The organism is Vibrio gazogenes (genome assembly GCF_023920225.1).
GTDB lineage: Bacteria > Pseudomonadota > Gammaproteobacteria > Enterobacterales > Vibrionaceae > Vibrio > Vibrio gazogenes.
This window is the reverse complement of sequence record NZ_CP092588.1, coordinates 737,189-760,834: the sequence shown is the minus strand read 5'-3', so window position 1 is coordinate 760,834 and position 23,646 is coordinate 737,189. Positions and strand designations below refer to the sequence as shown.

Annotated in this window: 16 protein-coding genes; 11 read left to right on the top strand and 5 right to left on the bottom strand. The window is 44.7% G+C overall.

Translation table 11 applies throughout. From position 1 onward, the window contains the following. Window positions 1–186: 186 nt before the first annotated feature. The 5 genes from MKS89_RS19030 (at window position 187) to ylqF (ending at window position 5,656) form a co-directional block, all read left to right on the top strand. On the top strand, window positions 187–927 hold the full coding sequence (locus MKS89_RS19030) for an SDR family oxidoreductase (protein ID WP_072962061.1): 741 nt from the start codon (window positions 187–189) through the stop codon (window positions 925–927). A gap of 14 nt (window positions 928–941) precedes the next feature. After that, window positions 942–2,150: an acetyl-CoA C-acetyltransferase gene (locus tag MKS89_RS19025; RefSeq protein ID WP_072962058.1), complete on the top strand. Its 1,209-nt coding sequence runs from the start codon at window positions 942–944 to the stop codon at window positions 2,148–2,150. Window positions 2,151–2,190: 40 nt separating this feature from the next. Beyond that, window positions 2,191–2,538: a phasin family protein gene (locus MKS89_RS19020; protein ID WP_021018717.1), complete on the top strand. Its 348-nt coding sequence runs from the start codon at window positions 2,191–2,193 to the stop codon at window positions 2,536–2,538. Window positions 2,539–2,596: 58 nt separating this feature from the next. Further along, window positions 2,597–4,423 carry a class I poly(R)-hydroxyalkanoic acid synthase gene (phaC, locus tag MKS89_RS19015; RefSeq protein WP_072962055.1) on the top strand — a complete coding sequence of 609 codons (1,827 nt, stop codon included), beginning with the start codon at window positions 2,597–2,599 and terminating at the stop codon, window positions 4,421–4,423. A 288-nt stretch (window positions 4,424–4,711) separates the two neighbouring features. Continuing rightward, complete coding sequence (ylqF, locus tag MKS89_RS19010) at window positions 4,712–5,656, top strand: ribosome biogenesis GTPase YlqF (protein WP_072962052.1); 945 nt, start codon at window positions 4,712–4,714, stop codon at window positions 5,654–5,656. 129 nt (window positions 5,657–5,785) lie between these two features. Here ylqF and MKS89_RS19005 read toward each other — a convergent pair whose 3' ends face one another. After that, window positions 5,786–6,778, bottom strand: coding sequence for a CobW family GTP-binding protein (locus MKS89_RS19005; RefSeq protein WP_072962049.1), 993 nt, complete (start codon window positions 6,776–6,778; stop codon window positions 5,786–5,788). A 521-nt stretch (window positions 6,779–7,299) separates the two neighbouring features. On the opposite strand from MKS89_RS19005, the gene clcA reads away from it, so the two are divergent. Next, window positions 7,300–8,709 carry a H(+)/Cl(-) exchange transporter ClcA gene (clcA, locus tag MKS89_RS19000; protein WP_072962046.1) on the top strand — a complete coding sequence of 470 codons (1,410 nt, stop codon included), beginning with the start codon at window positions 7,300–7,302 and terminating at the stop codon, window positions 8,707–8,709. A 93-nt stretch (window positions 8,710–8,802) separates the two neighbouring features. Here clcA and MKS89_RS18995 read toward each other — a convergent pair whose 3' ends face one another. Next, the gene (locus MKS89_RS18995; protein ID WP_072962044.1) at window positions 8,803–9,621 is read right to left on the bottom strand and encodes a phosphate ABC transporter substrate-binding protein; all 819 of its coding nucleotides are present in this window, start codon (window positions 9,619–9,621) and stop codon (window positions 8,803–8,805) included. Between the two features lie 348 nt (window positions 9,622–9,969). Between MKS89_RS18995 and MKS89_RS18990 the strand changes: the two genes are divergently transcribed. Continuing rightward, complete coding sequence (locus MKS89_RS18990) at window positions 9,970–10,314, top strand: DUF3024 domain-containing protein (RefSeq protein WP_072962041.1); 345 nt, start codon at window positions 9,970–9,972, stop codon at window positions 10,312–10,314. 196 nt (window positions 10,315–10,510) lie between these two features. On the opposite strand, the gene rnb is transcribed toward MKS89_RS18990, so the two are convergent. Then, complete coding sequence (gene rnb, locus MKS89_RS18985; RefSeq protein WP_072962039.1) at window positions 10,511–12,508, bottom strand: exoribonuclease II; 1,998 nt, start codon at window positions 12,506–12,508, stop codon at window positions 10,511–10,513. Between the two features lie 621 nt (window positions 12,509–13,129). Here rnb and MKS89_RS18980 point away from each other — a divergent pair. Next, entirely contained in the window at window positions 13,130–14,986 is a 1,857-nt protein-coding gene (locus MKS89_RS18980) for a DEAD/DEAH box helicase (RefSeq protein WP_072962036.1), read from the top strand. A gap of 111 nt (window positions 14,987–15,097) precedes the next feature. On the opposite strand, the gene MKS89_RS18975 is transcribed toward MKS89_RS18980, so the two are convergent. Together MKS89_RS18975 and MKS89_RS18970 are read right to left on the bottom strand one after the other, a co-directional pair. Continuing rightward, complete coding sequence (locus MKS89_RS18975; protein WP_072962033.1) at window positions 15,098–16,639, bottom strand: methyl-accepting chemotaxis protein; 1,542 nt, start codon at window positions 16,637–16,639, stop codon at window positions 15,098–15,100. 483 nt (window positions 16,640–17,122) lie between these two features. Then, window positions 17,123–18,565: a 6-phospho-beta-glucosidase gene (locus MKS89_RS18970; protein ID WP_072962031.1), complete on the bottom strand. Its 1,443-nt coding sequence runs from the start codon at window positions 18,563–18,565 to the stop codon at window positions 17,123–17,125. Window positions 18,566–18,905: 340 nt separating this feature from the next. On the opposite strand from MKS89_RS18970, the gene MKS89_RS18965 reads away from it, so the two are divergent. From MKS89_RS18965 to MKS89_RS18955, 3 genes are all read left to right on the top strand, one after another. After that, complete coding sequence (locus MKS89_RS18965; RefSeq protein ID WP_072962029.1) at window positions 18,906–20,105, top strand: glycine C-acetyltransferase; 1,200 nt, start codon at window positions 18,906–18,908, stop codon at window positions 20,103–20,105. Between the two features lie 116 nt (window positions 20,106–20,221). Next, on the top strand, window positions 20,222–21,253 hold the full coding sequence (gene tdh / locus MKS89_RS18960; RefSeq protein WP_072962027.1) for an L-threonine 3-dehydrogenase: 1,032 nt from the start codon (window positions 20,222–20,224) through the stop codon (window positions 21,251–21,253). A 391-nt stretch (window positions 21,254–21,644) separates the two neighbouring features. Beyond that, window positions 21,645–23,537, top strand: coding sequence for a methyl-accepting chemotaxis protein (locus MKS89_RS18955; RefSeq protein WP_072962024.1), 1,893 nt, complete (start codon window positions 21,645–21,647; stop codon window positions 23,535–23,537). The last annotated feature ends 109 nt before the right edge of the window (window positions 23,538–23,646 follow it).

Here is a 23,646-nt window from a genome sequence, read left to right as displayed (position 1 = left end):
TTCTTACATTTATTTGAAAAGTCGAATCCTTATATTAATTTAAATAGTGAAGGAAATAATTTTATTTGATTTCAAAGGCTTTGAAGTTTTTACATTATTTTAACATTCGTCGGTTGGTGTCCATTCCTCATTGACACCTTTCATTAGAAAAAATATTGAATTGATTATTTTAGGATGGAGTCTTGAATGAAAAGAATCGCTTTGATTACCGGCTCAAAGGGCGGTATTGGTTCTGCTATTTCTAGTCAGCTCGTCGCGGAAGGGTTCCGTGTTGTTGCAACATATTATACTGGGGCATATCAATGTGCTATCGATTGGTTTAATGAAAAAGGATTTACTGAAGATCAGGTTCGTCTGCTTGAGTTAGATGTAACCGATACTGCGCAGTGTGCAGAACGTTTAGCATTGCTCCTTAAGGAGGAAGGAAGTGTCGATGTCGTCATTAACAATGCTGGTATTACACGAGACGGCGTATTTAAAAAAATGACCGAGCAACATTGGAAGGATGTCATCGATACAAATTTAAATAGTGTGTTTAATGTGACTCAACCTCTATTTGGTGCGATGTGCGATAAAGGCTATGGTCGCGTGATTAATATTTCGTCAGTCAATGGTCTGAAAGGCCAATTTGGTCAAACAAACTATTCTGCCGCAAAAGCCGGCATGATTGGTTTTAGCAAAGCTTTAGCCGCCGAAGGCGCTCGTTCTGGTGTGACAGTCAATGTCATCGCCCCCGGATATACAGCTACGCCGATGGTGGCAGAAATGAAGCCAGAAGTCCTCGAATCTATCGTCGGACAAGTACCGATGAAACGTCTTGCCAAACCCGAAGAAATCGCCCAGACAGTCAGCTTCTTATTGAGTGATGGTGCTGCCTATATCACAGGTGCCACATTGTCTGTCAACGGCGGATTATACATGAGCTAATCGGGAGCAAAATCATGGAAAAAGTATTTATTGTTGCGGCAAAGCGCACGCCTGTCGGCTCGTTTGGTGGCAGCCTGAAAAATGTGGATGCCGGACATCTGGGCGCTGCGGTCATTCAAGGTGCACTCAGTGCCGCATCACTCGCGCCCGAAGCTGTTGATGAAGTGATTGTCGGGAATGTCATTGGTGCCGGGCAGGGCATGAGCATTGGTCGTCAGGCATCATTGTTCGCCGGTATTCCTGAAACCACTCCCGCTTATAACATCAATATGGTTTGTGGGAGTGGGATGAAATCGGTGATGGACGGTGTCAGCCACATTCGTAGTGGTGATGCTCAAGTCGTGGTTGCCGCAGGTGTTGAGGTGATGTCTCAAATTCCTTATGCCTTATCGGGCAGTATCCGTGACGGTCATAAAATGGGTGATATGACCCTGGTTGATTTATTAATTCGTGATGGATTGACTGATATATTCAATCAATATCATATGGGGTGTACCGCAGAAAATATTGCCGAAGAATATGATATTTCCCGGGAAGTACAAGACCAGTTTGCACTGAGTAGTCAACAAAAAGCCGTTGCCGCCATTAAAGCTGGAAAGTTTGTTGATGAGATCGTACCTATTGAAGTGAAAATTAAGCGGGATAGCGTCATGTTCGATACCGATGAGCATCCTAAAGCAGACTCATCAATCGAACTTTTAGCGCGTCTACGGCCCGCTTTTATGAAAGAAGGTACGGTGACCGCCGGGAATGCATCCGGTTTAAATGATGGTGCCAGTGCCGTGATCGTTGCTTCTGAAAGCGCTGTCAAGAAATTTGGCTTAACACCGCTGGTTGAGGTCGTCAGCTATGCACAAGCGGGTGTTGACCCGAAAGTGATGGGACTCGGTCCGGTCCCTGCGGTTGCGAAAGCACTGAAACGGGCAGGAAAAACATTAGATGAAATGGATCTGCTGGAATTGAATGAAGCATTTGCGGCTCAGGCATTGGGCGTTGTCAAAGGTTTATCAAAAGAACATGCAGTTTCTGAAGAAGTAATTCTTCAAAAAGCGAATGTAAACGGTGGAGCGATCGCACTTGGTCATCCACTTGGTGCATCTGGAAACCGTATATTGGTGACGCTTATCCACGAATTGAAGCGGAGAGGTGACCAGTATGGGGTGGCATCATTATGTATTGGCGGAGGAATGGGAACTGCTGTCATAGTGAAAGCCGTTGGCTAAATAAAAATGAAGATTTGACCCACAATTGGAGATAAAACATATGTATACGGATTTCTTTAAGTCATTTACTGATCAAACAGAAAAAACATTAGAACCTTATTTTAAATTCAACAAATTACTGACTAAAAACGTTGAGGTATTGACTCAGCTTCAGTTGAATTCAATGAAAACTTACAGTGATATTGGTCTTGCTCAGATGAAAGCTGCGAGTGATGTGAAAGATGTTGCTTCTTTAACTGCTTTTAACACTCAGCAAATGGGTGCGCTTTCTAAACTGTCGCAACAAATGGTTGATGACAGTAATAAACTTCAGGCGATTGCCAAAGAGTTTAAAGATGATGTTGAGAAATTAACTTCAGAAAACATTTCAACAGTCACTCCTGCGTAACTCCGTGTCTTTTGGCCGCCTTTGCGGGCGGCCTTTTTTCTGAACTAGGGAGTAGGTTATGATTCAACACTTCTTCTCGGACTACCTGATGAAAATTCAGGAAACCAATCATAAATGGTGGACTGATTTTGAAACGCAACAGGAAGTCTTTCGTTCGCCCTTGAATAAAGCGATGCAGGAAGTGAATTTTGAGGATACTGCAAAACTTTTTGAAAGGGCTGCCCACCAACCAGCGGCTTTGCTCGATCTTCAGATGGCGTGGTGGCAAAAACAGTTAGAAATTTGGCAAAATGTAGCCCTTGCCGGCAATAAAGATTTGCTGATTGAAGCTGAGCATGGTGATAAGCGCTTTGCGGATGAGTCATGGAAAGATGACGCCATGTCTAACTTTATCATGCAATCCTATTTATTATTTGGCAAAACATATCTTGACACCATTGATGCCATTGAGGGTTTGGATGACAAAGTGAAAGAGCGTTTACGTTTCTTCTCACGCCAGACGATTAATGCAATGTCGCCTAGCAACTTTATCGCGACAAACCCGGAATTACTGAAGTTGACACTGGAATCTAACGGAAAGAATTTGGTTGATGGTATGGAGGCACTGAAAGAGGATGTTGCCTCCAGTGCCGATATTTTGAAAATTCGAATGACCAATAACAATGCCTTCCGAGTCGGTCAGAATGTTGCAACAACACCGGGCAAAATTGTCTTCAGAAACGAGTTGTTTGAGCTGATTCAGTACACACCGCTGACTGAACAAGTTTACAGCACACCGTTGCTGATTGTGCCGCCATTTATTAACAAATACTACATTCTCGACCTCCGTGAAAAGAACTCAATGGTGCGTTGGCTGCTGGAACAAGGCCATAGTGTCTTTATGATGTCTTGGCGAAATCCGGGCAAAGAACAAGCCGAGTTGGGGTATGAAAATTATGTTATTGATGGGGTTGTGAAAGCCGTTTCTGTCGTGGAAGATATTACCGGGCAGGAGCAGATTAATGCAGCCGGTTATTGTATTGGCGGTACTTTACTGGCAACTACAATTGCTTATTATGCTGCGAAACGGATGAAAAAACGGATTAAATCTGCGTCTTTCTTTACGACCTTGCTGGATTTCTCACAGCCGGGTGAAGTTGGCGCTTATATCAATGATCCGGTGATTAGTGCGATTGAGATGCAAAACTTATCTCGTGGTTATATGGATGGTCGTTCACTCAGTGTGACATTCAGCTTACTGCGGGAGAATAATCTTTATTGGAACTACTATGTCGATAACTATCTGAAAGGGTCTAATCCGGTCGATTTTGACCTGTTGTACTGGAATAGTGACAGCACTAACGTGACAGCGGCGAGCCATAATTTCTTGCTCAGAGAACTCTATCTGGAGAACAAACTGATTCAGAATAAAGGCGTGAAAGTCGGTGGTGTTTGGATTGATCTGGATAAAATTAAGATTCCGAGCTATTTCATCTCAACCAAAGAGGATCATATTGCGTTATGGCAAGGAACCTATGACGGTGCGATGAGAACCGGTGGTAATAAAACGTTTGTGTTGGGTGAATCGGGTCACATTGCCGGTATTATCAATCATCCTGATAAAAAGAAATATGGTTTCTGGTTGAATGATGCGCAGGAAGAAAATGCCGATGAATGGTTGGCAAATGCGCAACGTCAAGCAGGCTCATGGTGGACTCATTGGAATGAATGGCTGTGTGGTTTCTGTGCGAAGGAAAAAATTGAACCATTTGCTATCGGCAGTGATAACTATCCGGTCCTCGATGATGCTCCGGGAGAGTATGTTCGTCAGGTTTTGCCTGTTTCTCCGGCAGCGCATGATTCGTCTGTAAATGTGGCAGAAAATCTCCAATCTGCAAAAAAATAGTCTATCTCAACGATAGCTATACCTCTTGTGCCGTCCCTACCTTTAGGCGGCACTTTTTTATCTGCGTTATACTCAATTACGGTAACTTGAGAACTGTTGGCTGCAATTTCCTGTCTGATAGTCGTCCATTGTGGCATGATCAAAGAACAATCTCCCATTTCACACAGAGCATGTTAGAATGCCATCATTTTATCAAACCCATCCGTTTGCCATGCTCTGAAAGCCATAAAAGTGCATTGATTCAGGGAAAACAGAACAAACGGATATCGGTGAAAAGGTTCGTTTCAAATGGTTAATAATACAATCCAATGGTTTCCGGGACACATGCATAAAGCACGTAAGGAAATCGAAGAAGTCATTCCCCAGATTGATGTCATTATTGAAGTGCTGGATGCCCGTATTCCATTTAGTAGCGAAAATCCCATGATTACCGAACTGCGTGGTGACAAGCCTTGTGTGAAAGTGTTGAATAAACGCGATTTGGCCGATCCCGTCACAACGGCAAGCTGGATTGAGCATCTTGAGCAAGAGCAAGGCGTAAAAGCGTTGGCGATTACGACCCAGAATGCTCAGGAGGTCAATCAGATCATGGAACTGTGTCGTAAACTGGCACCTCATCGGGAAGAAATCGGCAAGAATATTCGTACGATGATTATGGGTATCCCCAATGTTGGTAAATCAACGATTATTAATGCTTTGGCCGGCCGGACGATTGCGCAGACCGGCAATCAGCCAGCCGTTACACGCCGTCAGCAACGGATCAATCTGCAAAATGGGATTGTTTTATCCGATACACCGGGAATTCTCTGGCCCAAGGTTGAAAACCCCCATTCCGGTTTCCGCCTTGCTGCAACCGGCGCGGTGAAAGATACCGCGATGGAATATGATGAAGTGGCGTTTTACACCGTTGAATATCTGGCTCAGGCTTATCCGGATTTATTGAAAGCGCGTTATCAGATTGATGACGATCCCCAATCGGATATCGAATGGATGGAAGCCATTGGTCGTAAACGCGGTGCTTTACGGGCTGGTGGCCGGATTGATTTGCACAAAGCGTCAGAGATTCTGTTGCATGAACTACGAGCTGGCACAATCGGGGCAATCACGCTGGAACGGCCGGAAATGATCCATCAGGAACTGATTGATGCTGAACTGGAAGCGACCCGAAAAGCCGCGGAGAAAGCAAAGCATAAAGAGGAACGGCGTAAACGTTATTTACGGAACAAACGTTAATCCATCTGCGATTTATCCATCATCAATTCATTCAACATAATGACAGCATCACGCTGTCATTATTGTTTCGTCCACATTGTTATCCGAGTTAATGGACGACAAACGGAGGTTGATACACCATGCGTTTGGTTATTTTTTAGTCAGATACCCGAGTTCAAGCAGAATCTGCTCCAGTTCATCCCAAGGCATTAATTGGGAATCAATCACTTCTATTTTTGACTCGAATCCATCCAGTGATATCTCATGTACGGAAACAACGTGATGATTGACATTGAATGCATAGCAGCCACGGTCTGTATTGATCACCGCTTTGATCCGCTCTGCTGTCAGCTCACTGAATAATGAAAACAGCGCATCAAAAGGGAAATGGATTTCGGCCCCGAACACCCAGCCACAGCTGTAGTAGCCATCACCCTGATTTTCTTTTCTCAGGTACGATTCACCAGGGGCTAACTGAAAGATCGGCTCAGCGTGCCCATGCTGATGCTCATGATGGGATTGGGGGGATACCGGTTGTGGATCTTCCCGTCGCGGGAGATCTAACACTTCCAATGGAATATCACCGAACCGGGTCAATTTATGAAAAATTTTGGCGGGTTGTTGGTTGGTGAGCCAGTTGTTGAATGTGTCGATATCACTGGCATGACATTGATCGACTTTATTCCCGATGATGACATCTGCACAGGCCAATTGGTCGTTGAAGTTTTGGTGAGTTGTATATTTACGATTGCTGAGATTTCGCGGGTCGACCAGCGCAATGGTTGCTTTTATATCCAAGTAGGGTTGATATTGTGCTGAGGTCAGTGTTGATACGATTTCCCGGGGGTGTCCCAGTCCTGTGGGTTCAATCAGCAGCCGATCTGGTTTTTGTCGCAGCAATGCCGTAATTCCAACAGACATCGGCACACCGGCAGTACAACACATACAGCCACCGGGAACTTCTTTCACCAAAGCGTTTTGTTGAGACAAGAGGGTACCATCGATGCCGATTTCACCAAATTCATTGACTAAAACAGCCCAATTTTGATCGGCCGGCTTATTTTTAAGTAGATTCAGAATTGCCGTGGTTTTGCCTGTTCCCAGAAATCCGGTGATGACATTGGCAGGAATTCGTTGAGTCATGACTTCAACTCCAAATTGAAGAACGTTCGGGAGGCCAGTATACAAAGATTCTACGAGGGGATAAAATGTAAAAGGCGCACTTATAAAAGCGCGCCTTATTTCCCGCGACTCATATCGTGAGCTTGCGATCTGGTTGTGTATGAACCAGCTAATGGCGGGAATGGTCTTAGGAGTTCTATTCCTTGATCCAAATTGTATGTAAGACTGAATTGTTCCTCCGGTTAAGATTATTTCAATTGCCTTACACTTTGATTATGGCCCGATATACTGGTATTTCAAGTATGATGATCATTTGTTGTACCGTTTTTTTATGTGGTTCACAAATTTGTTTTTCACCTGCAACTGTGGTTATCATCAGGGTCTGGCATTTTTTCAATTTGCTTATGAAGTAGGATTTGGAAAGTGACTTGAGTATAAATATGAAATACAACATTGCATTATTGCAACTATAGAAGATGATAAGGATGCGTATAATTCACGCTCGTTGATACTGATACTTTCATTTGTGAGGCCTTAACTCAATGAGATCTAAAGAGAGATTCAAACCTTCCCTGTTAGCCAAAGTCCCTAAAGACGCCATTAATCAGTTTCTCTCAAAAGATAAGACACCGGTCTCTGTTTTGCTGCTTTCTATTCTTGTCGGGATTTTATCTGGCTTGGCCGGAACCTATTTTGAGTTAGGCATTCATTTTGTTTCAGAAACACGGACGAGCTGGCTCATCAGTGAAATTGGTAATCTATTGCCACTTTGGCTGGCGGCATTTTTAATTAGTGCGAGTTTAGCTTTTATCGGTTACTTTCTGGTTCACCGTTTTGCACCGGAAGCTGCAGGTTCCGGGATTCCTGAAATTGAAGGGGCGATGGACGGAATGCGGCAAGTTCGTTGGTGGCGGGTGCTGCCGGTGAAATTCTTTGGTGGGCTCGGTGCGCTGGGTTCCGGCATGGTGTTAGGTCGTGAAGGCCCGACGGTTCAGATGGGTGGTGCAATCGGACGGATGATCTCGGGTCTGTTCCGGGTTAAAAATGATGATGCCCGACATTCGTTATTGGCCGCAGGCGCTGCCGGTGGGTTATCTGCGGCATTTAACGCACCACTGGCTGGGATCATGTTTGTGGTTGAAGAGATGCGTCCCCAGTTTCGTTACACGCTGATTTCGATTAAAGCGGTGATCATCTCTTCTGTTTTTGCCAATATTGTATTTCGGATGATTAATGGTCAGGCGGCCGTGATTGCCATGCCTCAGTATCAGGCACCAGAAATCGAAGCATTGTGGCTCTTTTTATTGCTGGGCATTCTATTTGGGATTTTCGGGGTATTCTTCAACCGTCTGGTGACATTTTTTCAGGATGTTTTTGTCAAGATCCACCGTAATGATCGCAAGCGTTATTTACTGATCGGTTCTTTTCTCGGTGGGTGTTTCGGCATCTTGTTGCTATATTTGCCTGATCTTACCGGTGGCGGCATCTCGCTTATTCCTGTGATTACCAATGGCGGTTACACGGCGAGTCTGTTAATGCTGCTATTTTTGGGACGTATCTTAACCACGATGCTCTGTTTTGGCTCTGGTGCACCCGGTGGTATTTTTGCCCCGATGTTGGCTTTAGGGACATTGTTTGGCTATGCATTTGGGCTGATTTCCCATAACTTTCTGCCTGAGCTGGCATTTGATCCGGGAATGTTTGCAATTGCGGGGATGGGGGCATTATTTGCTGCAACGGTTCGAGCCCCGATTACCGGTATTTTATTGGTGATTGAGATGACCAATAACTATTATTTGATTTTACCGCTTATCATTACTGTATTGGGCGCGGTTGTTTTTGCTCAGTTACTCGGTGGCGAGCCACTATACAGTCAACTACTCCATCGGACTCTGAAAAACGAGAAACTGCGTCAGCAGGATTTACCACCGCAGGAGACTCCTATCGCTTAATCATGGCGTGGTGCTCGAGCATAAGAAAAGGACTGGCTCAGCCAGTCCTTTTTACATCATTAATATGTAGATTTAATGCTAATCATCAATCGCTTATTGAATGGATGGAATATATCCATAGCTGTGAATTAGTTCCCGTGCCCGATCCGATTGAAGGTATTTGATAAAATCTTGGGTTTCTTGATTGGCTTTATCAGAATAATCAACGACTAGAAATGGTCTCGAAAGCTGATACGACCCATCAGAAATGGTTTTCGTCGAAGCCACTACGCCTTCAAATGGAACGGCCTTAATTGACTGATCAACAGAGCCGGTCGAAATGAAGCCAATGGCTCGTGGATTATGACTGACTAATGTTTTGACCATGCTGTTACTGTTGACGACAAGGTTACTTGGGTTGATATCTGAGACCAAACGATTGTTGACGACCCGGGTTAATCCCAACAGACTTTCAAAACTAAATCTGGAGCCGGATGACGCTTCCCGTGTTACGACCGCAATTCTTTGATCATTTCCTCCCAACGTCTTCCAGTTGGTAATCTGACCTTTATAAATTTTGTAGAGCTGGTCTCGGGTCAGATTCTTGATCGGATTGGCGAGATTCACGACAATTGCTAAACCGTCATATGCGATGAGTCGTATTTCTAAATTTTCTTCCAGCTCACCTTCAGTCAGATAGCGGGAACTCATTGCTATATCGGCAACACCTTTTTTCAACAGAGTAATTCCCGCAGTTGAGCCCACGCCTTGAACAGCAACAAAGCTTTCTGGATGCGATTTATTATAGTCTTCAGCAAGAACATCCATAATTCGCGTGACTGAGGTTGACCCAGATACATTGATTTCTTTGGCAACAACCTGCGATGACATGACCCATACACTGAGAAATAGGCCGATAACAACCCGCAACATAATCCACTCCACGTTATCTAATAAAGCCTCGATATTATGAGATTTTGATGACATTTTTGTGACTGATGGTCAGTGAGTCGGAAGAGAATATGACATTTCGACACATTGCTCCAACTTGGGTATAGACAGTCACCTGAAAGCCGTGGCGGTGAAAATATTGGTCAGGTATTTGGGCAAGTCATGCTTGATGAGCTTTTCCTTGAGGTGACGGGGCAGAATTCAGCTTTGTGTATCGTCCTGAAGAGGGGAATGGTTTATACTCGGTACATCGTGAGATCAATGCAGTCAGAACCGGAAATGTGTCATGGTTGCTTATCTTAGTTGATTCAGAGGTTTATTGAGATATAGATGACGGTCGTTAACCTATTACAACGTCAGATCGAACACCGAGCTGAGCTATTATGCCAAAATCGCAATCAGGGATTGCCGGTTGGCATTGGTAAATCATGCTTTGAGCCGATTGTGGATGGTGTCAAATTTCTCAAACACCATTATAAGCTTGATTCCAGTCATTGCGATTATTCTACGCCAGTGGCAAAGATTCAGTGGGATCAGCAAGCGCGAGTGTGGGCACTCTATGTGCCGGATGATAGAAACACTTGGTTGCCATACCCTTTCTTGGGGCGGAGTGAAGATTTAACCGCATTAATTCGTGAAGTTGAAAAAGACCCGAAATCCTTGTTCTGGTCTTGATTGTTTGTATATCAGTGGTTTATTGAGGCTGATTCAGATGATTGGTTATTAAGATAAAGCATCACTATATTTCGGATTGATGAAAAAAAGGTATTCATATGAATACCTTTTTTATGCAAAATAGATGTTAAATCATGTCGGCGATTAGACGCCACTCACGGCTACTTCAATCGTAGCCGTAAGCTTGAATATAGCATCAAGCTGTTTCTGATACGTCGCTTTGAGGCGGCTCAGCAAAAACGGCAGTTGGTTTGGCAATGATGTTCCGGTTTTCTTGATTCACTTCATTGAGTGTGACTTCAAGTGTATCGCCCAGTTTATACACCAATGCTTTATCAATGTAGATATAACCTTGATCTGCATGGCACTCGATACGTTCTTTGTTAGCCATGATCAGTGGGGCAGGAACAAATGCGGTGGCTCCATTTTCGAGTAATCTGATCCGCATGCCGGCACGGTTGATATCAAAGATTTCCGCATGGTAGCGTGTTTGCTTCTGCGGCTCTTCAGCTAAGGTCCGGGCATAAAGCCAGTCACTGACACTTCTTTCTGCAATCTTATGATGCTTCCGATGAATCGCCAGCTCTTCACCAACCAGTTCATCCGGTAATTGCACTGGTGGTTTACCCATAATATAAGACTTCAGTAAGCGGTGATTGATCATATCGCCATATTTACGAATCGGGGATGTCCATGTCGCATAGACGTCCAGCCCCATGGCAAAATGTGGTGCCGGTTGATTACTGATTTCACTATAGCTTTGGAATTTCCGAATACGGTTATCCAAATAGCTGGTGTCTTGGGTAGCAAGCCAACGACGTAGTGAGGAAAACCCTGTGAGTGTTTTGACCGTTTCATCGGTGTGCTCACTCATGCCGTGTTCGGTAATCAGCGTAATCACATCCGCAATCCGTTCAGTTTTAAACCCGTCGTGGACGTTAAATACACCCGTCCCGAATTGTTGCTGAAGCACTTTACCGGCACAGACGTTCGCCGTCACCATTGCTTCCTCAACCAGACGGTTGGCACTGCGGCGCATATCGGCATGAATGGCAATCACATCGTTATCTTCACTGAGTTCAAAACGATAATCCGGTCTGTCGGGGAAGACCACTGCGTGCGTTTCTCGCCATGAGCTACGCGCCTGAGAAAAGGCATATAGATCTCGGACGACCTGAGCAATGTCATCGGAAGGTGTCCAATCACTCGACTTACCGAGTTCCAGCCAGTCTGAAACATGATCGTAAACCAAACGAGCATGAGATTGAATGTGTGCTGAGAAAAAGCGGATATCATCTTGCAGGGTGCCATCCTGAGCGACAGTGACTGTACAGCACAGGGCTGGGCGGATCTCACCTTCCCGCAGTGAACATAAGTTGTCAGCGAGCTCTCTCGGGAGCATCGGAATATTGCGTCCCGGCAGGTAAATTGTAAAACCACGTTCACGGGCAACTTTATCCATCTGATCATCAGGCGTGATGTAAGCGGTTGGATCCGCAATGGCGATGGTTAACTCAAAATCACCGGACTCAGTGCGCTTGGCGTACAACGCATCGTCCATATCTTGAGTTGATGCACCATCAATCGTCACAAATGGAATATCGGTTAAATCAACCCGAGCAAGTGCCGGGTCATCTTTCAGTTCCCAGTTCTCGATCCCTTCCGGCTCTTGATTCGGTAAATCGTTTGCTGCCAACGTGACCCACCAAGGGGCGATTTTGTCGTCGGCATCGGTAATTTTATGGGTAATTTCAACGAAAAAACCATTGTCGCCTTTGAGTGGATGACGCGTGAGCTGTGCGACGACCCAGTCGTTTTCTGCAATCGTGTTTGGATCCAACCCTTTTCTGACTTTCGCTTTCAGCGGTTGTTTCTTCAGTTGTGGGTGATCCGGTGCAACATTGAGTTTGCCTTTGTGCAGTTTGACACGACCAATAAAGCGAGAGAGGGCAGGTTCGAGTAACTCTTGTGGTTCGGCAACGTCACGTTCGTTTTCGGTGCGGATGATTGCAATGACTTTATCGCCATGCATTGATTTTTTCATATAGGGAGGTGGGATAAAGATACTGTTCTTACTGTCGATTTCCAAAAAGCCGAAACCTTTATCAGTTGCTTTAATGGTCCCTTCTTTTTTCGGCAGATTCTCCTGAATCTGTTGTTTTAACTGGGCAAGTAATGGATTGTCTTGAAACATCAGATATTATTTTAACCTTTCATCTTTTGGCTCAGGAGAGGTCGCTCTCCTCAATTTCGCGAAGTGTTCTCCAGTACATGGCATCGAACATCTGCGAAATATCCGTAAATATTATAATACCCCCACATGGTACTCGGTAATTGGGGGAAAGTATATGACTCCCTCATGAGCATACCTACAGATGTCGTGCGCTGGTAGCGGTTTTGGATAGAATGCGTATCAGTCGACATTCTTGTATCTTGCAGGGATTCAGCCATCATTTGGCAATGTGATACAGCAGTGATGTGATGTCGCTATGCTCGATTTTCATTGCGACCATATTTTCACTGTTATTGTGCAACATCGAATCTGTAGCGGTGGGGTTTAAAAAATCATGACAATATGTTATGTGACGGAATTAAAAGGAAGTTTTTGTTCGCATTGAGAAAAATATGTGATGAATTTCAATTTTTTCTAGATTTTTTTATGCATTTAAGGAATAATCCGCCTCCTTTGTTATGTCCCTCGTCGCTTTAAAGCGGTCTTTAGTTAATACCGTACGGAAAGGAATCTATCCTTGACTGGATTAGAAATGGTAAAGCGCATGGGGCCTTGTTATTCATCTAAATTAGTGGGAACCCCATGCAAGAAAATGTGATTCAATTCAAAGAATTAGCGCTCAAAAACGAAATCCTCACCGCTCTGGACAATATGGGCTTCGTTTCTCCTACACCCATTCAGGCTGCTGCCATTCCATTTTTGTTGGAAGGTCGTGATGCTTTAGGTAAAGCACAAACCGGTACCGGCAAAACCGCAGCATTCTCTCTACCTCTGCTCAATAAACTGATTATGGATCAGCGTAAGCCTCAGGCCATTGTTATGGCACCGACGCGTGAGCTGGCAATTCAGGTTGCTGCAGAAATCAAAACTTTAGGTCAACAAATTGTAGGCCTGAAAGTATTAGAAATTTATGGTGGTGCATCGATCGTCGATCAGATGCGCGCACTGAAATCGGGTGCTCACATTGTTGTGGGTACACCGGGACGAGTTAAAGATTTAATCACTCGTGATCGTCTCCATTTGGATGAGTGTCACACCTTTATTCTCGATGAAGCTGATGAAATGCTGAAAATGGGTTTTGTCGATGATGTGACCTGGATTATGGAACAATCTCCTGAAAGTGCTCAGCGTGTTTTGTTCTCAGCGACAATGCCGCCAATGGTCAAAAACATTGTGGACCGTTACCTGCGTAATCCGGCCCGCGTTGATGTGGCAGGTTCAAACCAGACCGTTGCTAAAGTAGAACAGCAATACTGGGTTGTGAAAGGCGTTGAAAAAGATGAAGCCATGGTTCGTATACTTGAGACGGAAGAAACGGATGCATCCATTGTTTTCGTGCGTACCCGTCAAGACACCGAGCGTCTGGCTGACTGGCTTTCTTCTCGCGGATTTAAAGCGACAGCGCTGCATGGTGATATTCCTCAGTCTTTACGTGAAAGAACGGTTGAGCACATCAAAAAAGGTGTCACTGACATTCTGGTTGCAACGGATGTTGTTGCTCGTGGACTGGATGTGCCTCGAATTACGCATGTATTCAACTACGACATTCCATTTGACGTAGAATCTTATATTCACCGTATTGGTCGTACTGGCCGTGCCGGACGGAAAGGAAAAGCGATCCTGTTGGTTCGTACCAACCAAATCCGCATGTTGCGTACGATTGAACGAGTGACGCGTTCTTCTATGGAAGAAATTCAGTTACCGCATCGTGACAAAGTTGCTCAGGCACGTTTGGTTCAACTGAGCCAAGAACTTGAAACTGAAAAAGAACATAAAGCATTGGAAAAATTTTCCGAGCTGATTGAAAGCCTCAGAGATTCTTTAGACATCGATACCACCACACTGGCGGCGATGTTACTGAAGCGTCAACAAGGCAAACGGCCATTATTCTACGTCGGTGAAGACCCGATGATTGCTGAAATCGAGCGTGAGAAATCACGTCGTCGTGAGCGTCGTGACGGTGGCAATGATGGTCGTAATGATAGTCGTCGGAGTTATGGTCAGGGCAATCAGGATTGGGATACTTACCAATTACAAGTCGGTCGTGAACAAGGTGTACAGGTTAAAGATATCGTCGGTGCACTGGCAAACGAACTGGGTCTTGGTAAAAACTCAATTGGTGCAATTAAACTGGCACAAGGACATACATTCGTTCAATTACCGAAAAGCATGTCTTCTGATGTGACTCGTAAATTGCGTAAACTTCGGATTCGTCAGAAAGATGTCGGTGCGGTTGTATGCGACTTTGATGACTTCCGTGAATCTCGCGGTCGTCGTGAAGGTGCTCGTCCAAACCGTGACAGCCGTGGCGAAGGTCGTGGTTTCCGTGGCGAAGGTCGTCGTGAAGGCGAACGCCGTTTTGATCGTAATCGTGGTGGGGATCATCGCGGTGCTCATCGTGGTGAACGCGGTCACACTCGACGTAGTACTGAAGCATAAATCAGTCAGATCGAATGAGAAGAGGGAAGCGCTTGCGCTTCCCTCTTTTTTTGAGACGTACTCTGTTCAGTTGCATGTTGACCGCTCAAGTACGCAAGGTCACTTTGAGATTCAGCGAAAGGTACTGCTTAACTGGGCAATTGAAATCGCTTGCTCATCGGTTTGTGTTGCATACTCACTCACTTGCGTGACCAGTTTATAGTTCTCGATAGCGTGCTGCTGCGCATCATTCATATTCTGTGTCATATCGGCAATGACGCTTCCTTGCTCTTCCATCGCAACCGCAATTTGAGCCGATTTCTCTTCGAGTATCGAAATCTGTTCTTGTACGGTATTCATCATTTGCCGCACGGTTTGTGATTCTTGATTGCAATCATCCGCCGTTTCCTGATTTCTTAACATTGTTTTCTGCCAGTTACGCATTGACGTTTGTAAATCCGTGACCGATTGTTGAATACTTAGCGTCGCATTTTGCGTTCTGCCGGCAAGTTTACGAACTTCATCAGCGACGACGGCAAATCCCCGGCCTTGTTCACCGGCTCTTGCTGCTTCAATCGCAGCGTTAAGTGCCAGTAAGTTTGTTTGATCGGCAACCCCCTGAATTTCTTCCATTACTTGTGAGATATTGTCGGCATCTTTGGTGAGCCTACGTAGCGTTTCTGCGGCTTCTCCGATGCCTTGATGCAGACTGTCCAAAGAAAGACCGTTGGCGTGAAGAGTTTGCACCGCTTGGTTACATTCGTTTTTCACATGCTGAACATAATCATGGGTCGAACTGAGATTCGTGTTTACATCATGAATGGTGTCGGTGATTTGAGTGGCTGCACTTGCCAGATGGGTTAGTTCATTGGTTTCGGCTTCAATACTATTGAGAGAGTGCTGGCTGATATCTTTCATTTTCTGAGATAAGGCGAGCAAATCAGCACCATTGTCAGCACTTCTGCCGAGGATCGTTTTTATTTTGGCATTTTGAAATTGGATATCATAACTGAGCTTACCGATAAGTCCCGAGCCACCGAAAATCAGACGTGACGGACTATCCATCACCGATTGCCGCTGTTTGATATATTTGGGAAGTCTGACCAATTCATCATAATACAGATAGGTAAATGTCAAAATGAAAAGCGATAATATCATTGCGGCAAATATGCCTGAAAAAGTCAGTGCACCAATCATCAGCCCTAAAGCGAATATCACGGAGAACGACAGCTTAATGCCGTAGCTCTCTCGGAGGGATATTGACCTTTTTCCTTGGTTGATCTGGGCATAGAGCGTTTCAGCCGCTTGAATATGTTCACGTTTGGGGCAGCGTCTGACGGACTGATACCCGATCATATTATCGCCTTCATATAGGGGTGTTATAAATGCATCTACCCAATAAAAGCGGCCGTCTTTGCAACGATTTTTCACCATACCGTGCCAGCTTCGCCCTTGTTGCAGTTGGGTCCACATATCTTTAAATGCGGCTTTAGGCATATCGGGGTGACGCACCATATTATGGGGTTTACCAATCAATTCTGCTGCACTAAAGCCTGAGATTTTACAAAATTCATCGTTGACATAAGTAATGTAACTATCCAAACCGGTTGCTGAAACTAAGAATTCGTCAGGTCTGAAAGTAACCTCACTTTCGTGATGTTTAGACTGATTCATTATAATATTCCTTTTGGGGGCGACTTATTTTTATCATTTAGGAAATGTCGGTATTGAACTTTAATTGGGAACCAAAGAGCAATACAACAACCCACATATCTCAGGAAAGGCTCGTTTTATACTTGTTATATTCTGACGAGATACTGAATTGATATGCTTGCACATGATAATAACTAACGTTCGGGTGTGAGATCTAATGATTCAATGAAATTATATTTTATTGAATGAACTTCATACATTTGTTGTATCCACTTTATCTTTGCTGAAAGAAAAGTGACGCTTAACAAATATCGTCAAGTGATGAAGAAATGAACATATCGGGAAAATATTGTGATGATTTCAATTGTTACAATGATAGTTATGCTATTTGTAGCGACGGGTGGTGGGTATCGATGATGGTGAGAAGCATACCGGATTGAAGATGTATCGCGTCTTTGAATTCCAAAGACGCGATGAACGTTGAACAGAACATGAACAGTCCGATTAGAGTTCTGAACCGTTAGACGCAATCACATTCTTATACCAATAAAATGACTTCTTCCGTGAACGTTGCAGCGTACCGGTATTGTCGTCATGCTTATCAACATAGATAAAGCCATAGCGTTTTTTCATTTCTCCGGTGGTGAAGGAAACCAAGTCGATACATCCCCAAGGGGTATAACCCATTAGTTCGACACCATCAATATGAATGGCTTTCGCCATTTCCTGAATATGGGCACGTAGATAGTCGATCCGGTAATCATCGTGAATCTCACCGTTTGCTTCGACTTTATCGACGGCCCCCAGACCATTCTCAACAATGAACAGCGGTTTCTCGTAACGTTCATAGAGGGCTGTCAGACTATAGCGCAGACCGACAGGATCAATTTGCCATCCCCAGTCACTGGCTTTCAGGAACGGGTTTCGGACCGAATGTTTACGACTCCCGTCAACCAGCTCTTCCTGATTACTTTCTGTCGCTTGGGAATTGACTGTATTGGACATGTAGTAGCTAAAACCAATATAGTCGACTGCCCCAGCTTTTAGAATTGCTTCATCGCCTTCAGCAATTTCAATGGAATAGCCTTTATCTTCCCACTCTTTTCGGGCGTAAGTCGGATAGTGACCTTTGGCCATCACATCCGCGAAAATAAAACGATCCCGCATGGCGACTTGTGCCAGCATCACATCATCAGGATGAGATGAATATGGATAAAATGGCACCATCGCCACCATACAACCGATTTTTAGTGCCGGATTCAGGGCATGGGCTTGCGCAACCACTTTGGCACTGGCAACAAATTGGTGGTGAGCTGCCTGGTACATGGCTTCTTCAGGCTTTTCTTTCTGTGTGAATTTGACGCCTGAACACGTCCAGCCAAAGATATCAAGGGCTACATTCTTTTGATTATTGATTTCATTGAATGTCATCCAGTATTTCACTTTGTGCTGATAACGTTCAATAACTGTCATTGCATATTTTACAAATAGATCAACGACTTCCCGACTCATCCAGCCATCATACTTTTGGGTAAGATGGTAGGGCATTTCGAAATGGCTGAGGGTAATGACTGGCTCAATATTATATTTCAATAGTTCATCGAACATATCATCGTAGAATTGCAATCCCGCTTCACATGGCGTGGTTTCTTCTCCGGTCGGGAAAATACGCGTCCAAGCAATACTGGTTCTGAAGCATTTGAACCCCATTTCGGCAAAGAGTTTAATATCTTCTTTGTAACGCCCGTGAAAATCGACTGCTTCATGGTTTGGGTAAAATTCATCAGGTTGGATGCCGTCGGTAATCTTGCGTTGTTTGCCATAAGCACCAGCCGTCACAACATCGATGATACTCATCCCTTTGCCATCTTTGTCCCAGCCACCTTCAAGTTGGTGGGCGGCGACAGCACCTCCCCATAGGAAATTCTCCGGAAATTTCGGGTTCATCTAACTCCTCCGTAATTTGATAAAATTGTAATTTTGAAACCGGTTCCAATGATAGATTCTTAATGAAATCAAGATCAATGGGATTACAGTGAAACTGTGTCATTCATCGCATTATGTGATATCGATTACAAAAATGGCGTTGTCGAATGGCATAAAAACTTGGATGAGCCAAACAAATAGGAATACGTTCTATTTGTGAATTAAATTCAACAATGATTTTCCCTCATAAGGGATAATCGCTTTTCACGACATCGATTACACTGATTAATAACGTCTCTTTACACTGTAAATATGACAGCACCATCAACGACAGTGAACTAAAAATAGCAAGGGAATCATTATGTCTTCTGCATTCTACGAACATATTCAACATCAGATCGAATCAACCAAAGAAGAAGGCCTGTATAAGTCGGAGCGCATTATCACTTCTGCACAGCAAGCGGCTGTTCATATCAATACCGGTGATAAAGTGCTGAATTTTTGCGCCAATAACTATTTGGGTTTGGCTGACCACCCGGAACTGATTCAAGCCGCAAAAGAGGGGATGGATAGCCATGGATTCGGAATGGCTTCGGTTCGGTTTATTTGCGGCACACAAGATATCCATAAAACTCTAGAGCAGAAGCTCTCGGCCTTTCTTGGAAAGGAAGATACCATTTTGTATACCTCATGTTTTGATGCCAATGCCGGGCTGTTTGAAACATTATTAGACAAAGAAGATGCCATTATTTCCGATGCGCTCAATCATGCATCGATTATTGATGGTGTCCGGTTGTGTAAAGCCATGCGTTTTCGTTATAGCAATAATAATATGGCGGAGCTGGAGCAGCAGTTGATTGCGGCTGATCAAGCGGGTGCACGGCATAAAATGATTGTTACGGATGGCGTTTTTTCTATGGATGGTGTGGTGGCTAATCTCCCCGCTATCTGTGATTTGGCAGACCAGTATGATGCTTTGGTAATGGTCGATGACTCTCATGCAGTTGGTTTCATGGGTGAAAATGGACGTGGGACTCATGAATATCATCAGGTGATTGATCGGGTGGATCTGATTACCGGCACATTAGGTAAAGCGATGGGTGGGGCTTCCGGTGGTTACACGGCCGGTAAAAAGGAAGTTATTGATTGGTTACGTCAGCGTTCCCGGCCTTACCTGTTTTCTAACTCCGTTGCTCCTGCCATTGTTGCTGCATCGATTCGGGTACTAGATTTACTGGCAGAAAGCAGCGAATTGAGAACGCACCTGTGGGAGAACGCCGCGCATTTCCGTCAGCGCATGAGTGATGCCGGTTTTACGCTAGCGGGTGCCGACCATGCGATTATCCCGATTATGTTGGGGGACGCTAAAGTGGCTGCTGAGTTTGCTGAGCGGGCTTTAGCACAAGGTATTTATGTGGTCGGATTCTCTTATCCTGTCGTACCGAAGGGGCAAGCGCGGATCCGTACTCAGATGTCAGCGGCGCATTCAACAGCACAGCTGGACAGGGCAATTGATGTATTCATTCAGGTTGGTCGTGAGATGGGCATCATCGCCGGTTAATTATGCGATGAGTATGGAATATGAACGATACGCTGTGATGTTGTTCTGTTTACATCAACGGAATCATGGCCGTAGAGGCATGAATGACAGTCGAGAATTGTGACAGAGATAGTCATATGAAAATTAAAGCATTATCAAAGCTAAAACCTGAACAGGGCATTTGGATGACCTCGGTCGATATGCCAGTTATGGGACATAATGATCTGCTGATCAAAATTAAGAAAACCGCGATTTGTGGTACTGATGTCCACATTTATAACTGGGATGAATGGTCGCAAAAAACGATCCCGGTGCCGATGGTGGTCGGTCATGAATATGTGGGTGAAGTGGTAGGCGTTGGTCAGGAAGTCCGTGGTTTCTCTATCGGAGATCGGGTTTCCGGAGAAGGGCACATTACCTGTGGTCACTGCCGTAATTGTCGTGGCGGCAGAACACATTTATGTCGCAATACCATTGGTGTCGGTGTGAACCGGACAGGTGCATTTGCCGAGTATCTGGTCATTCCGGCTTACAATGCGTTTAAAATACCCGATGGCATCTCCGATGATCTGGCAGCGATTTTTGATCCATTCGGCAATGCTGTTCATACCGCGTTATCGTTCGATATGGTCGGAGAAGATGTACTCATCACCGGCGCCGGACCGATTGGTATTATGGCTGCCGCAGTTGCGAAACATGTTGGTGCGCGCCATGTGGTAATTACGGATGTTAATCCATATCGTCTGCAATTGGCCGAGAAGATAGGCGTCACACGTGCTGTCAATGTTGCAGAAGAACGGCTCAATGATGTCATGGCAACGCTGGGAATGACTGAAGGATTTGATGTCGGTTTAGAAATGTCCGGCGTTCCGGTGGCATTTCGTACCATGTTAGAAGCCATGAATCATGGTGGACGAATTGCACTGTTGGGCATTCCACCATCGGATATGGCAATTGACTGGAATCAGGTCATTTTTAAAGGTTTGGTGATCAAAGGGATTTACGGCCGGGAAATGTTCGAAACTTGGTACAAGATGGCAAGCCTGATTCAGTCCGGTCTCGATCTGACGCCAATTATCACTCATCATTACAAAATTGATGATTTCCAGCAAGGTTTTGACACCATGCGTAGCGGGGCTTCCGGAAAAGTTATTCTTGATTGGGAATAATTAAATTGTGAATCTGAAGCGCTCCGGTTGGAGCGCTTTTTGTTTGTGCTACGATTGTAAATAAAAACAGTCAAGCGGTAAATTTTAGTATATTGGGGCATTCAATTTGCCCCAATTTTGCCCCAAAGCCATTTAAAACAATACCCTAAGGGATTTGCATATCTTCCTCATTCATAGTTTTGACTCTCAAGGGATGTATTTAAGTTTATATGACGTTACTGGACTTTGATGGTAAGAGCTTGGCTGATTGGGAAAAAAACTCGTTCAGGCTTGAAGAATGACCACCTTAATTGGATCGGGATCATTAAACTGCAATGTCGCAAATACAGGATATTCAGTTGTGGTATAAACTTACTTAGGTGTCAAATCGGTTAGTAAGGAGTTAACCCTCATGACTCTTACCAAAAAACTACTTATTATCAGTGGCTTAATCGTTGCTGTTCTTGCGTTTGTCCAGGCGAGTATCTCTGCTTATTCGATTCAGACGCAAATACTCAATAGCATCACGTCTTCGAATACACTTTATAGCGAAAGTAGTTCTCGAACGATAAGTGGATGGATTAATGAAAAGAAGAGTATGGTCTCTGCATTTGCAGATGCTTTAAACCGAGCGAATACCACAGAGAAAATTACCAGTGAAATTAAGACAATCGATATGGCCGGAGGTTTCGGCTCGGTTCTGTATGGTACCGTTGCGGGTGATACCTACCGGGCGAAGGGGTTAAACACCAAAGCCGGTTACGACCCGAAAGTTCGGCCTTGGTATAAAAATGCTATTAATAACTCAGAAGTGTACCTCAGTGAGCCTTACGTTGGTGCATCAAGCGGTGAGCTTATCACAACGGTTTCAAAGCACGTTGTTATTGATGGTAAAACTACTGGTGTCGTGATGGCGACTCTGCCCCTTGATAAGATCAAAGATGACATCCTTTCAATTAAGGTTCCGGGTGACGGCAAAGCCTTCTTGCTTTCCTCAACCGGAACCATCATCGCGCATCCAAACCCAGAGCTGGGGAATAAGCCCTTGACTGATCTGACACGCGATATCACGGCGAATGAGTTGATTCGTCATGCCGACAAAGTTAGCTTGCTCGATATTAAAGTCAACGGCGTTCAGAACCTATTGACCGTATCTAGTGTGAAGGGGACTAACTGGTATCTGGTGCTCATGAGTCAAAAGGGAGTGCTACTTGAGCCGATGAAGAAGCAATTGACATACCAAATTATAACCGCTGTCATTATGTTTGTCCTGTCAATCGTCATCTTGGGAAGCGCTCTTCGTTATATGCTTTCAAACCTGTTTTCTGTCTCTGTAGCACTAAACGATATTGCTAAGGGTGAAGGTGACCTAACGGTAAATATTGATGCCAGGAGCGACGACGAAGTCGGCGATCTGGCAAGAAGCTTTAATCAGTTTGTTGAAAAGTTGCACGATATTATCTCAACAGTGAAGCAGATATCACACGAAGTACTCCATCAGTCAGAGATCAGTGCTCAATCTTCACATGAAAGACAGTCGAGCATCGCTAACCAACAGAATGAAATCACTATGGTTGCAACCGCTATGACGGAAATGGCGACCACGACAGGTGAGATTGCCAACATCGCTGAAGAGACCGCTCAAAGCGCTACAAATACGGTTGAAGTCAGCAACCGAGGCAACCAGCTTTCACAAAAGAGTGAGGAATCCATTCATAAGCTTTCTGAAGAGGTTAAAAGTGCAAGTGAGGTCATCGAAGATCTGAGCCAGCAAGGGGAACAGATCACGACGATAGTTTTGTCAATTAACGATATTGCTGAACAGACTAACCTGCTGGCGCTTAATGCAGCCATAGAAGCTGCTCGTGCCGGGGAGCAGGGGCGTGGTTTTGCCGTCGTTGCTGATGAAGTGCGTTCACTCTCAGAAAGAACTCGAAAATCAACAGAAGAAATAAGCCAAATGATCGGTAAGCTTCAAGGGACGACCTCGGAGGCTGTTGAGGTGATGAATCAGTGCCACAATTTGGCTATCCAAAGCGTTGATGATACCAGTAATGCCGCCGAGAGCTTCAAAGAAATCAAAGAATCTACAGAGGCTATCAATAGCATGGCGGCGCAGATTGCCACTGCCGCAGAAGAACAAGCGGTCGTTAGTAAAGAGATCAACGTCAACACTGAGTCCATCAAGGTGATTTCTGATCGTCTAAGTGAAGACTCCGAGGAAGATGCGATACAAGCGCAGCACTTAAATGAGATGTCAGAGAAACTGATTGCTCAAGTCGGGAAATTTAAGATTAGGACATAGTTTATATTTGCTGACTTAACAGCCAGCCGCAAACCTTATTAAGGCACCTTTCGGTGCCTTTTTCATGATTTCGGCCCTAAGTCACCGACTTCAGTCGGTGGTTATCTCA